This window comes from Mesorhizobium sp. M7A.F.Ce.TU.012.03.2.1 (genome assembly GCF_004006095.1).
In the GTDB taxonomy this organism is placed as follows: Bacteria; Pseudomonadota; Alphaproteobacteria; order Rhizobiales; family Rhizobiaceae; genus Mesorhizobium.
On sequence record NZ_CP034779.1, the window covers coordinates 482,141 to 495,080 of the forward strand.

Annotated in this window: 10 protein-coding genes; 4 read left to right on the forward strand and 6 right to left on the reverse strand. The window is 64.2% G+C overall.

The features are described from left to right. Positions 1-139: 139 nt before the first annotated feature. The 3 genes from EJ079_RS02290 to EJ079_RS02300 are packed head-to-tail and all read left to right on the forward strand — an operon-like array spanning position 140 to position 4,740. Entirely contained in the window at positions 140-3,070 is a 2,931-nt protein-coding gene (locus EJ079_RS02290) for a molybdopterin oxidoreductase family protein (RefSeq protein ID WP_164873713.1), read from the forward strand. Further along, positions 3,067-3,801 (forward strand): 4Fe-4S dicluster domain-containing protein, encoded by a 735-nt coding sequence (locus tag EJ079_RS02295; RefSeq protein ID WP_127807947.1) that lies wholly within the window; start codon positions 3,067-3,069, stop codon positions 3,799-3,801. The genes EJ079_RS02290 and EJ079_RS02295 overlap by 4 nt, the downstream gene beginning before the upstream one ends. 3 nt (positions 3,802-3,804) lie before the next feature. Next, a complete protein-coding gene (locus EJ079_RS02300) occupies positions 3,805-4,740 on the forward strand; it encodes a DmsC/YnfH family molybdoenzyme membrane anchor subunit (RefSeq protein ID WP_127807948.1) in 936 nt (311 codons plus the stop codon). 6 nt (positions 4,741-4,746) lie between these two features. On the opposite strand, the gene pdeM is transcribed toward EJ079_RS02300, so the two are convergent. The 5 genes from pdeM to EJ079_RS02325 all read right to left on the reverse strand — a co-directional run bounded on the left by pdeM (position 4,747) and on the right by EJ079_RS02325 (position 10,890). Next, complete coding sequence (gene pdeM, locus EJ079_RS02305) at positions 4,747-5,463, reverse strand: ligase-associated DNA damage response endonuclease PdeM (RefSeq protein ID WP_127399107.1); 717 nt, start codon at positions 5,461-5,463, stop codon at positions 4,747-4,749. Continuing rightward, entirely contained in the window at positions 5,460-8,009 is a 2,550-nt protein-coding gene (locus EJ079_RS02310) for a ligase-associated DNA damage response DEXH box helicase (RefSeq protein ID WP_127811262.1), read from the reverse strand. The genes pdeM and EJ079_RS02310 overlap by 4 nt, the downstream gene beginning before the upstream one ends. A gap of 201 nt (positions 8,010-8,210) precedes the next feature. After that, positions 8,211-9,071: an NlpC/P60 family protein gene (locus EJ079_RS02315; RefSeq protein ID WP_127807949.1), complete on the reverse strand. Its 861-nt coding sequence runs from the start codon at positions 9,069-9,071 to the stop codon at positions 8,211-8,213. A 30-nt stretch (positions 9,072-9,101) separates the two neighbouring features. Continuing rightward, positions 9,102-9,452: a MarR family winged helix-turn-helix transcriptional regulator gene (locus tag EJ079_RS02320; RefSeq protein WP_013533675.1), complete on the reverse strand. Its 351-nt coding sequence runs from the start codon at positions 9,450-9,452 to the stop codon at positions 9,102-9,104. 73 nt (positions 9,453-9,525) lie between these two features. Beyond that, positions 9,526-10,890: a leucyl aminopeptidase family protein gene (locus EJ079_RS02325; protein ID WP_127807950.1), complete on the reverse strand. Its 1,365-nt coding sequence runs from the start codon at positions 10,888-10,890 to the stop codon at positions 9,526-9,528. 116 nt (positions 10,891-11,006) lie between these two features. Here EJ079_RS02325 and EJ079_RS02330 point away from each other — a divergent pair, with 116 nt between their 5' ends. Further along, a complete protein-coding gene (locus EJ079_RS02330; RefSeq protein ID WP_127327785.1) occupies positions 11,007-11,828 on the forward strand; it encodes a tetratricopeptide repeat protein in 822 nt (273 codons plus the stop codon). Positions 11,829-11,915: 87 nt separating this feature from the next. Here the strand turns inward: EJ079_RS02330 and EJ079_RS02335 are convergent, their stop codons facing one another. Further along, positions 11,916-12,938, reverse strand: a complete 1,023-nt coding sequence (locus tag EJ079_RS02335; RefSeq protein WP_127807951.1) for a type II secretion system F family protein — start codon at positions 12,936-12,938, stop codon at positions 11,916-11,918. Positions 12,939-12,940: the final 2 nt, after the last annotated feature.

The window sequence follows — 12,940 nt, forward strand, 5'->3', positions numbered from 1 at the left end:
GATCCCTGCTTGCGCATTGGACCCGCGGCATAAGACGGCGGCTGGCCGGTGATCGCTACCACCCGGAAGAGCATTACATGCGCGGCCCCGGACCGAAGACGCGGGCCAAATCCATGGGCCGTACAGGCGCCACCGGATCATGATGCAGGGACCGCCGCGCGGCGCGAATTCGGCACCATCGCAACGCCCGCTTGCCGACACGCGGGCGCCTGACGAAGGCGACGGCGTCGACACCTCGCCTGATGTTTCCGACAGCATCGCCAAGACGACCTGCTACATGTGCGCCTGCCGCTGCGGCATCGACGTGCACATCAAGGATGGCAAGGTCCGCTACATCAACGGCAACAAGGACCATCCGGTCAATCGCGGCGTGATCTGCGGCAAAGGCAGCTCCGGCATCATGCAGCACTACAGTCCGGCAAGGCTGAAGAAGCCATTGCTGCGCACCGGCCCTCGCGGCTCCGGCGAATTCCGCGAGATCGAGTGGGAAGAGGCGTTTTCGATCGCCACCGAACGGCTCTCGGCCATCCGCCGGACCGACCCCAGGAAGCTGGCCTTCTTCACCGGCCGCGATCAATCCCAATCCTTGACCGGCTGGTGGGCGAGCCAGTTCGGCACGCCGAACTTTGCCGCCCATGGCGGCTTCTGTTCGGTCAACATGGCGGCCGGTGGTCTCTATACGATCGGCGGTTCGTTCTGGGAGTTCGGTGAGCCCGACTGGGACAACACCCGGTATTTCATGCTGTTCGGCGTCGCCGAGGATCACGATTCCAACCCGATCAAGATCGGCCTCGGCAAACTCAAGGCGCGCGGCGCCAAGGTCGTCTCGATCAACCCGTGCCGCACCGGCTACAATGCCATTGCAGACGACTGGATCAGCATTCGGCCCGGCACCGATGGGCTGTTCGTGTTCGCGCTCATCCACGAATTGCTCAAGGCGGGCCGCGTCGATCTCGATTATCTGCTGCGCTACACCAATGCCCATGTTCTCGTCGTGCAGGAGCCGGGTGCCGCCGATGACGGGCTGTTCGTGCGCGACGCCAACGGAAATCCGCTGGCGTGGGACAGGGTTGCGAAGACGCCTGTCGGCGCCACCGATGCCGGTGCGAAGCCGGCACTGACGGGCAGCTTCACGATCGGCGGGCGCCACAGCGTCCCGGTGTTCCAGCTCATCGCCGACCGCTACCTCGATGAGAGCTATGCGCCGGACGCGGTCGCCGAGCGCTGCGGCATTGCCGCCGATACGATCCGCAGGATCGCCGCCGAACTTGCGCATGTCGCCTTCGAACAGACGATCGAGTTGCCGATCGCGTGGACCGATTGGGCCGGGCGCCGGCACGAGACGATCAAGGGGCGGCCTGTCTCGATGCACGCCATGCGCGGCATCTCGGCCCATTCGAACGGCTTTCACACCTGCCGCGCCATCCATCTCCTCCAGGTGTTGCTGGGCACGGTGGATGTCCCTGGCGGCTTCCGTTTCAAGCCGCCCTACCCCCGCTCCGCTCCGCCCGGTCCCAAGCCAGCCGGCAAGACCGTCAAGCCGATGACGCCGCTTGACGGCATGCCGCTCGGTTTCGTCTGTGGGCCGGACGATCTTTTGGTCGATGAGGCCGGCACGCCGCTTCGCATCGACAAGGCCTATTCCTGGGACGCACCGCTGGCGGCACACGGCCTGATGCACACCGTCATCCGCAATGCCTGGGACGGCGACCCGTACCCGATCGATACACTGATGATGTATATGTCGAACATGGCGTGGAATTCCTCGATGAACACCGTCGAGACAATCGCCATGCTGACCGACCATGACGATGCGGGCAACTACAAGATCCCCTTCATCATCTATTCCGATGCCTATTATTCCGAGACCGTGCCGTTCGCCGACCTCGTGCTGCCCGACACCACCTATCTTGAGCGGCATGACTGCATCAGCCTGCTCGACCGGCCGATCAGCCATGCCGACGGACCCGGCGACGCCATCCGCCATCCCGTCGTCGAACCTGATCGCGACGTCCGGCCGTTCCAGTCGGTGCTGATCGAACTCGGCGCGCGGCTCGGCCTGCCCGGTTTCATCAATGAGGACGGCGCGGCCCAGTACCGCGATTATGCCGACTACATCGTCAACCATGAGCGCACGCCCGGCATCGGCCCGCTCGCCGGCTGGCGCGGCAAGGATGGGACCTCGACCGGCAGGGGCGAGGCCAACCCGGACCAGCTGCAGCGCTACATCGACAATGGCGGCTTCTGGCACCACGATTTCGCCGACGACCAGCGCTACTACAAGATGGCCAACCGCTCTTATCTCGATTTTGCGGTGCAGATGGGCTTTATCCCCAAGGCCGAGCCGATCGTCTTCCAGCTCTATTCCGAGCCGCTGCAGCGTTTCCGTCTGGCCGCGCGTGGGCACGGTCGCGTCTTGCCGCCGGCGGCTGATCGCCAGCGCATCGAGACCTTTATGGACCCGCTGCCGTTCTGGTACATGCCCTTCGAGGAAGCGGTCGTCGACCTTGGAAAATATCCGCTGCATGCGCTGACGCAGCGGCCGATGCATATGTACCATTCCTGGGGATCGCAGAATGCGTGGCTGCGGCAAATCACCAGCCAGAATCGGCTGTTCGTGCATCACCGGACGGCAGCTGGCCTCGGCCTGGTCGATGACGACTGGGTGTGGATCGAGAGCATCAACGGCAAAGTGAAGGGGCAGATCAAGCTGATCGACGGGGTGAACGAAAGCACGGTCTGGACCTGGAACGCCATCGGCAAAAGGCGCGGCAGCTGGGGGCTGAAGGACGATGCGGCGGAATCCAACCGCGGCTTCCTGCTCAACCACATCATCGGCGACCAGACCTCGGCCGACGCTCAGGGCAAACGCTATTCGAATTCCGATCCGGTCACCGGCCAGGCGGCGTGGTTCGATTTACGCGTGCGCATCGTCAAATGCGCAGCGGAAGAAGCCGGCTTCACCGAGCCGCAGTTCGAACGTTTCCAGCAGCCGCCGCATTTCGAACCCTCGCCCGACAGACTGACTTTCGGCGCTGAATTCCGCCGGGCAAGAGAGGCGGCAAAATGACATGTCTGCCAAGTCAAAGCGGCAAGAAGCTCGGCCTCGTCATCGATCTCGATACCTGCGTCGGCTGCCAGGCCTGTGTCACCGCCTGCAAGGAATGGAACACCGGCGGCCACATGGCGCCGCTGACCGACATCGACCCCTATGGCGGCCATGTCGACGGCGTCTGGTTCAACCGCGTGCACGCTTACGAGCACACCACCGAGATGGGCGGACGGACGGTGAACTTCCCGCGCTCCTGCCTGCATTGCGAGACGCCGGCCTGCGTCACCGTCTGCCCGACCGGCGCCTCCTACAAGCGGGCCTCGGACGGCATCGTGCTGATCGACGAGGACAAGTGCATCGGCTGCAAATTGTGCAGCTGGGCCTGTCCTTACGGTGCACGCGAATTCGACACCGATGTCAGGGTGATGAAGAAGTGCACGCTGTGCGTCGACCGCATCTACAATGACAATCTGGCCGAGGAAGACCGCGTGCCGGCCTGCGTCGCCGCTTGCCCGACCAGCGCCCGGCATTTCGGCGACCTAGGCGATCCCCTGTCGGCTGTCTCGCAACTGGTGGCGGAGCGTGGCGGCGTCGACCTGATGCCTGAGCTCGGCTATCGCCCAACCAACAAATATCTGCCGCCGCGCGCCCACAGCAAGCGCGCCGCATCGGTGGCCGCGCCGGCATTGGAACCGGTGCGGGCCGAAGGCGGTTTCCTCGGCTGGGTCGACCGCATGCTTTCGAACTAGCCCATGCATCCGGCCTTCTCCGTCGTGTTCTTCACCACCGCCACCGGTGCGGGCTACGGCCTGCTCGCGCTGCTGGGCGTGCTCGGAGGCTTCCAGTTCATCCCCCCCGATTTCTGGCTGGGCTTCATCGGCATGGGGCTGGCACTCGGCCTGATCGTGGCCGGCCTGTTGTCCTCAACGGGTCATCTCGGCCGCCCCGAACGCGCCTGGCGGGCGTTCTCGCAGTGGCGCAGCTCATGGCTGTCGCGCGAAGGCGTCGCCTCGGTCATCACTTTCATTCCGGCGGGACTGTTCGGCATCGGTTGGATATTCTTCGGCAAGACCGATGGCTGGGCCGGCATCGCCGGATCTCTGGCCGCCATCGGCGCAATCATCACCGTCTGCACCACCGGCATGATCTATGCGTCGCTGAAGCCGATCGCCCAATGGCACAGCCACTTCACCCTGCCCGGCTACCTCATCTTTTCGGCGATGACCGGCAGCGTGCTGCTGAACGCGCTGCTGCAGGGCTTTGCGCTTGGTTCGAAGGTGCAGCTGGCGGCTTGCCTGCTGCTGACCTTGTTCGGCTGGGGCTGGAAGCTGGCGACCTGGCGCCACAACGACCAACTGGAAATCCCGACCACCGCCAACACCGCGACGGGGCTGGTCGGCGGCACGGTGCGGTCGCTGGAATGGCCGCATACCGAGGAGAATTATCTGCTCAAGGAAATGGGCTTTCGCATCGCGCGCAAGCACGGCGCGCGGCTGCGCCAGATCACGCAGCTTCTGGCCTTCGCGTTGCCCTTGGGGGTGCTCGCCATTGCGTTCGCCCTGCCATGGCCGCTGGCAGCGTTGCTGTCGGTACTTGCTGCTGCAATCCAGTTCGCCGGCATGCTGGTCGAACGTTGGCTGTTCTTCGCCGAGGCGAAGCACACGGTTACGCTCTACTATGGCAGGTAAGGCTGTTTAGCCCGGCCGCAGCATCGAGCCGGAAATGGCAAAGATGCGTTGGGCGCCCAGCATATAAGCCATCAGCGTGTCCAGCCGGAACAGCCCGGCATAGGCGCGGTCGAGCACGTTGAGCGAACCGGTATAGGCGCCGAAGGCCGGCATGATCATGCGGCCGCCATCGCCGGCAAAGCAGCGCCGCCTCACCGAGCGTCCCTGCTGGACTATGCGGGCGCAGGGATGCAGATGGCCCGCTATTTCGCCTTCGACACGCTGCTTCGACGGCTCATGCCGGAACAGCAGCGAGCCTATAGCAAGTTCACGCACCGTTTCGCCGGGGAGATCGGCTGGCGCTTCCGGGTCATGGTTGCCGGCGACCCAGAACCAGTCTCGGCCTGATATCAGCGCTTCCAGCCGCTCGCGGAAGCTTGCATGCATACGCTGGGCGCCGCCGCCATCGTGAAAGCTGTCGCCCAGGCTGATGACGATCGACGGCTGGTAGTCTGATATCACGGCCTGAAGCCGCAACAAGGTCGCGCCGGTGTCGTAGGGCGGGATCAGCGTGCCGCGGCGTGCCAGCGACGAACCCTTTTCCAGATGCAGGTCGGACACGGCCAGAAGCCGCAGATCCGGAAAATAAAGCACGCCGCGCGGGTCGCAGACGGCGCGCTCGCCTGATATGCCGACAAGGTCGGCCTCGGCAATCAGCGATGTGCGCGCCAGCGAAAAATTCATTCCTCAGCCATTTCCGGCCCCATGGCCTCCTCGACCAAAGTCGCCGCATCCATCAAAAGCGTTTCATCGGCTTCGCCATGGACCGGCATCTTGCCGATCTCGAGCATGATCGGCACGGCGAGCGGCGATATCTGTTCGAGTGCCTTATGCACGATTCGACCCTGGATGCGCGAGAGCATGTCGGCAAGTCTGCTGACATCGAGCAGGCCGGTGGCCGCATCGGCACGTGTCGCCTGAAGCAGGATGTGGTCCGGTTCATGGCTGCGCAGCACGTCGTAGATCAGGTCGGTCGAGACCGTGACCTGGCGACCACTCTTTTCCTGGCCCGGATGGCGTTTCTCGATCAACCCCGAAATCAGCGCGCAATTGCGGAAGGTGCGTTTGAGAAGCCAGCTGTCGGCCAGCCAGGCTTCGAGGTCATCGCCCAGCATATCCTGGTCGAAAAGGGCGCCAAGCGAGGGCTTCCTTGCTTTGAACATCGCGCCCATGTCGCCCAATGACCATATCGCCAGCGCATAGTCGGTGGCGACAAAGCCGAGCGGCCTGGCTCCTGCCCTGTCGAGACGGCGGGTGAGCAGCATGCCGAGCGTCTGGTGCGCCAGCCTGCCCTCGAACGGATAAGCCACCAGATAATGGCGGTTGCCTCGTGGAAAGGTCTCGATCAGCAGGTCATCGCGTTTGGGCAGCACCGATTTGTCGGCCTGGAATCGCAGCCAGTCGGCGACCTGCTCGGGCAGCTTCTTCCATCGCTGCGGGTCGTCCAGCATGATGCGGACCTGTTCGGCGAGATAGGTCGAAAGCGGGAACTTGCCGCCACCATAGTAAGGCACCTTGGCATCGCTGCCGGGCGCGTTCGAGACGAAGCATTCATTCTCGCGGATGCCTTCGAAGCGGAGAACCTTGCCGGCGAACATGAAGGTGTCGCCATGCGTTAGCGTTTCGAGGAAGGCCTCCTCGATCTTGCCGAGAACCCTGCCGCCGCGCGACGCCGCGCCCTTGCTGCCCGCTTGCACATAGCGCACGTTAAGCGCCGGCACCTCGATGATGGTGCCGACATTCAGCCGGTATTGCTGGGCGATACGAGGATTGGACACCCGCCAGAACCCATCCTTGTTCAGGCGTATGCGGGCGTAGCGCTCGTAATTCTTGAGCGCATAGCCGCCGGTGGCGACGAAATCGATGACGCGGTCGAATGTCGTCCGGTCGAGGCTGACATAGGGCGCAGCCGTACGCACTTCCTCGAACAGGTCATCGGCACGGAATGGCGCGCCGCAGGCGCAGCCGAGCACATGCTGGGCCAGCACATCGAGCCCGCCATCGATCAAGGGAGGCGTGTCCTGCGCGCCGAGATAGTTGGCGTCGAGGGCGGCCCGGCATTCCAGCACCTCGAAGCGATTGGCGGGAATGAGGATCGCCTTGGACGGCTCGTCCATGCGGTGGTTGGCGCGGCCGATGCGCTGCGCCAGCCGGCTCGCCCCCTTCGGCGCACCGACATGCACAACCAGATCGACATCGCCCCAGTCGATGCCGAGGTCGAGCGTCGAGGTGGCGACGATGGCGCGCAGTGCGTTTTCCCCCATCGCCTTTTCGACGCGCCGGCGCTGGGCGACGTCGAGCGAACCGTGGTGCAGCGCGATCGGCAAAGTGTCCTCGTTGACCCGCCACAATTCCTGGAACAGCAACTCCGCCTGGCTGCGCGTGTTCACGAACAGCAGGGTCGTCTTGTGGCGCTTGATCTCGCGATAGATTTCCGGCGTGGCGTAGCGCGCGGAATGTCCCGCCCAAGGCACGCGCTCTTCGGAATCGAGGATGGAAATCTCCGGTTTAGCTCCCCCGGTGACGACGATCAGTTCGGCCATGCTATGGCCGGTCGGACCCTTGGGCGGATTCTGGCTGACCAGCCAGCGCCGCAACTCGTCCGGTTCGGCCACCGTCGCTGACAGGCCGATCGTCTGCAGGCCGGGGACAAAGCTGCGCAGCCGCGCCAGGCCGAGCGCCAGCAGATGCCCGCGTTTCGACGTCACCAGCGAGTGCAACTCGTCGAGCACGACGTAGCGCAGATCCTCGAAGAAGCGTCTTGCATCGCCTGCCGCAATCAGCAGCGCCAGTTGCTCGGGCGTGGTCAGCAGGATGTCGGGCGGCACCAGCTTCTGGCGCTGGCGCTTGTGGGCGGGAGTGTCGCCGGTGCGCGTCTCGATGGTGACGGGAAGGCCGATTTCCTCCACCGGCTTGCCGAGATTGCGCTCAATATCGACGGCAAGCGCCTTCAGCGGCGAGATGTAGAGCGTGTGGATACCGCGACGCGCCTGGCCCGGCTTTCTCTTGGGCCGGTTGGCCAGTTCAGTGAGCGAAGGCAGGAACCCGGCCAGCGTCTTGCCGGCACCGGTCGGCGCAATCAGCAGGACTGATTGCCCGGCCTGGGCTTTCGCCAGAAGTTCGATCTGATGGGCGCGCGGCGACCAGCCTTTCTCGCCAAACCATCTGAGGAATGGTTCGGGCAGGGCCACGGCGGCATTCTGTTCGGCAAGGCGCGGCTGCTCTGTCACCCGCCAGAGGTAGCGCGACGGCACGCGAACGCCAAGGAAAATCGGAACAAAAGGTGATCGAGGTGAGCTTTCCTCGCCCCGTTTACGGGGAGAGGATGCCGGCAGGCAGGTGAGGGGCAGCGCGAACCTTCAAATGCTGGCACTGCCCCTCATCCGCCCTTCGGGCACCTTCTCCCCGTGAACGGGGCGAAGGAAGAAAGGCTACGGCCTCCTGAACCCGGTCGGACCGCCGTAAAGATATCCGATGCGGGCGACGGCGTCCTTCAGTCCTTCGCGCGACACCAGCATGGTGTGGCCGTTGGCGTGGATCATCGTGTCGGCGTCGGTCATGACGGCGACATGGCCCTTCCAGAACACCAGATCGCCGCGTCGCAACCCGGAGAAATCAGGTCCCGGTTCGAGCGGCTCGCCAAGTGTCGCCGCCTGCATGTCGGAATCGCGCAGCACGTCTCTGCCGGCCATGCGCATCGCCAATTGCACCAGACCCGAACAGTCGATGCCGAAACCGGAAGTGCCACCCCAGAGATAGGGCGTGCCGAGAAACGCTTCGGCAACTGCGACATAGTTGGAGGCAGCTTCACTGAGCGGCCGCAGATGACCTGCAATCAGTGTCTCCCCGGAAGGCAGGACCGCATAGTGCGTACCGCGTGTCTCGGCGGCCTCCGTCACCGTCACCGTCGATCCCATCGACAATTGTCCGGCGATTGGAAAGCGCAGATCCGGCCCGGGGTAGAGGAAGGTGCGCGGCACGCAGACGATGTGCGTCGGCGCATGGTCCCGTTTGCCCAGCATCGTGTCGGCGACGTAGCCGACATAGCCGTCGCGTTCGGCCTGGACCCACGCCCAGCCCTCAGCGACATCGAAGACCAGGACATCGTCGCCGAACAGCGCTTGCGTGTTGACGCCGGCGTCCGGCCGCGGCGCCTTGCGCATATCGGCCACTGACGCGGTGACCCGCGCCGGCCGGCCGGCGACGAAGCGCTCGGCGGTGACCTCGCCCTTCAGCCTTGCATCGGCGAGGTCGGAGCGAAAAGCGTGAAGGCGGGCATCCCTGGCAGTCAAATCGAACACTCTGTTGAAAAGGTAATGCGCTCACATCGGCAGTTCGAGCGCCTTGGCGATGATACCATCGCCGAAGCGCTCGACAAAGAGCGCGCCCTCGACCGTGCGCCTGATCAGAACATTGCGCTTGTCGAGTTCGTCGCGATGGCGCGACACAAGTTTCAAAGCGCCCATCGTGTCGAGGGCGCGGGTGATCACCGGCTTGGTGACATTGAGGCGCGCGGCGAGCCCGCGCACGGTGTGTGGCGGCGGATCGAGATAGATGGTGAACAGGATTGCCGTCTGGCGCATGGTCAGATCGGGCGCGTCGTCGCGCACCTGTGACAGCATCACTTGCTGCCACAGTCGCAAGGCCTGGCTCGGGCGCATAGCAATCGACATCGCGCCAGCATGACGGCAAATTGTTTCGGTTCCGTTTCAGTCGAGGCAATTTTGCCGGCTCCGCCTGCAACCGTCAGCCGTAGCGTTTCGCGATGATCCGCTCTAGGGCGCGGATGCCTTGTGCCTCGCCGCCGGCGGGGCCATGCGGACGATCGGCCGGGTTCCAGGCGAAGATGTCGAAATGCGCCCAGCCCTCGGTCTTTTCGACGAAGCGTTTCAGGAACAGCGCCGCCGTGATCGAGCCGGCGAAACCGTCTGATGTGACATTGTTGATGTCGGCAATTTTCGACGACAGTTTTGCATCATAGGGCCGCCACAGCGGCATGCGCCACAGAGGGTCCTCGGCCGCGACGGAAGCCGCCGCAAGATCGGATGCCAGCGCTTCGTCACTTGTGTAGAACGGCGGCAGATCGGGGCCGAGCGCGACGCGGGCAGCCCCGGTCAGCGTCGCCATGTCGACCAGAAGCTGCGGCTCCTCCTCGTCGGCCAGCGCCAGCGCATCGGCCAGCACCAGCCGCCCCTCGGCATCCGTATTGCCGATCTCGACAGTGATGCCCTTGCGGCTCGCAAGCACATCTCCGGGCCGGAAGGCGTTGCCGGCAATCGAATTCTCAACCGCGGGAATGAGCACGCGCAGCCGCACATTCAGCCCGGCATCCATGATCATCGAGGCAAGGCCAAGGACATTGGCAGCACCGCCCATGTCCTTTTTCATCAACAGCATGCCGGACGATGGCTTGATGTCGAGACCGCCCGTGTCGAAGCAGACGCCCTTGCCGACCAGGGTCACCTTCGGCGCCCCTTGCTGCCCCCATCGCATATCGATCAGGCGCGGCGCGCCGGCCGACGCACGGCCGACAGCATGGATCATCGGGAAATTCCGTTCGAGGAGATCGTCACCCTTGACCACCGAGACTTCGGCCTTGTGCCTGGCGGCCAGGGCCCGCACCGCCTGCTCCAAATCTTCCGGACCCATATCGCTGGTCGGCGTGTTGACCAGATCGCGTGTCAGGAAGACGCCATCCGCAATGCGGCGAACGCGCCCGGCATCGACGCCTGCCGGCAGGCCGAAGCGCAGCGCCCTGCCTGACTTCTTGCCGTAACGGGTGAAGACATAGCCGCCGAGCAGCAGCGCGGTCGCCGCGAGGTCCGGCTCGGCCGGCGCCGAGGCGAAATGCCAGTCGCCTTCCGGCAAGGCTTTCGACAGCGCGCCAAAGGCGAGCGCGCCTTCGCCATCGCCGATACCAAACAAGGCGCCGCCGAGCGCCCCGTTTTCGCCGGGCACGACCAGCGTCCTGCCTGCCTCGCCGGAAAAGCCGTTGGCCCTGGCCCAGACGACAGCGGCCGGCGCAAGGCCGGCCGCGTCCAGACCGTCCCTGGCGACCAGATGGACCGGCAGCGCGCCCGGCAATGTCTTCCCGACGAGTTCGACAGGCATGCGATGTTCTCCGTGTGAGTCGCCGTTCTTAACCGTCCGTTAGGGTTAACAGAATATTTCTGCGGGAGGGAAGACGGCCACGCAATGGCCGCGCATGAATGGAGGCTTAGGTGGCCATGCCGACCAACCGCAGGATCAACGCCAGGGGAAAACGGCTCATCACCACGGCCCTTGTGCTGGCGCTGGCGGCGGGCGTCGCCGGCTGCGGAACCGACAAGATCTCCACCGGCTCTATCGCACGCACCAGCGGCAAACCGCTGGAAAGCATGTCGGCCGGGGAACTGCACAATGCCACCGGCGCACTCGGCCAATCCTACGCGAAGAACCCCAACGACAAGCGGATCGCGACGAATTATGCGGCGGCATTGCAGATGGATGGCGACGCCGATCAGTCGCTGGCCGTGATGCGCAAGCTCGCCATCGCTTTGCCCAAGGATCGTGACGTTCTTGCCTCCTACGGCAAGGCGCTGGCCGCCAATGGCCAGTTCGAGGCGGCACTCGACGCCGTGCGCCGCGCTCAAACACCGGAATATCCCGACTGGAAGCTGGTGTCGGCCGAAGCGGCCATCCTCGACCAGACCGGCCAGAAGGACGATGCGCGCCAGCTTTACCGCAAGGCGCTCGACCTCAAGCCGAACGAGCCTTCCGTGCTCTCCAATCTTGGCATGTCGTATGTGCTGGAAGGTGACCTGCGCACCGCCGAAACCTATATGCGCTCGGCCGCGCAGCAGCCGAATGCGGACAGCCGCGTCCGCCAGAACCTGGCACTGGTCGTCGGCCTGCAAGGCCGTTTCGACGAGGCCGAGAAGATCGCCTCGCAGGAACTGTCGCCCGAACAGGCGCAGGCAAATGTCGCCTATCTCAGGCAGATGCTGGCCCAGCAGAATGCCTGGAGCCAGCTCAAGGACCAGGACAAGCCGAAATCCGCGACCAACTGAGACCACAATCCCACCAACCTCAAACGAAGAAGCCGCGCTGCATGCGCGGCTTCTTCGTTTGAGGGAATGCAGGAATTTGCCTTACCGCTACTGGGCGTTTGTTGCCGGCGCCGCATGATCGCCGAAGATACCGCGCTGGCTGACCTGAATGCCGGCGGGACCCAGGATGATGGCGAAGAGCACCGGCAGGAAAAACAGGATCATCGGCACTGTGAGCTTTGGCGGCAGGGCGGCCGCCTTCTTCTCGGCCGCATTCATGCGCATGTCGCGGCTTTCGGCGGCAAGCACGCGCAGTGCATGCGCCACCGGCGTGCCGTAACGCTCGGCCTGGACGAGCGCCTGCGACACCGACTTGACCGAATCCAGCCCGGTGCGGCTTGCCAGGTTCTCGTAGGCCTGCTTGCGCTCCGGCAGATAGGAAAGCTCGGCGTTGGTGAGGATGAACTCTTCCGCCAGCGCCACCGATTGCGCGCCGATCTCGTCGGCGACCTTGCGCAGTGCCGCTTCCACCGACATGCCCGATTCGACGCAGATCAGCATCAGATCGAGCCCATCCGGCCATGCCATCTGGATCGACTGCTTGCGCTTGGTGGCGCGGTTGTTGACGTAGATGACTGGCGCGTAGAAGCCGCCGTAAGCAACGAGGACGCAGACGAACAGCCTGATGACCAATGGCTTGTCGGGCAGTCCTCCGAGCGCGAAGATGTAGATTGCGGCCAGCGCGAAACCGACGAAAGGAAGTACGAGACGGAAGAAAAGAAACCGCGTCAGCGGATTCTGTCCACGAAAGCCGGCCACCTTGAGTTTCTGCAAGGTGCCTTCATCGGCGAGCGCGCGTCTCAGATCCAGCCGGTCGACAATGTTGCGCATGCCGACCGACTGTTCCTCGCGCAAGCCCTTGCGACGGCGGTCGGCCTCGACCGCAAGCCGGGCGCGCTGTTGCGCACGCAGTTCGTCGCGTTCCAGCGCAACGGATTTCATGCGTGATTTGAGCTGGTTTCCGCCAAACGCCGGAAGCAAGGTGAAGACGGTCGCAAACACCGCTATCGCGACCAGCATCGCGATCAGGAAGCTCGGATCCGTCAGGGTCTTGATGACTTGCTCGGTCATGC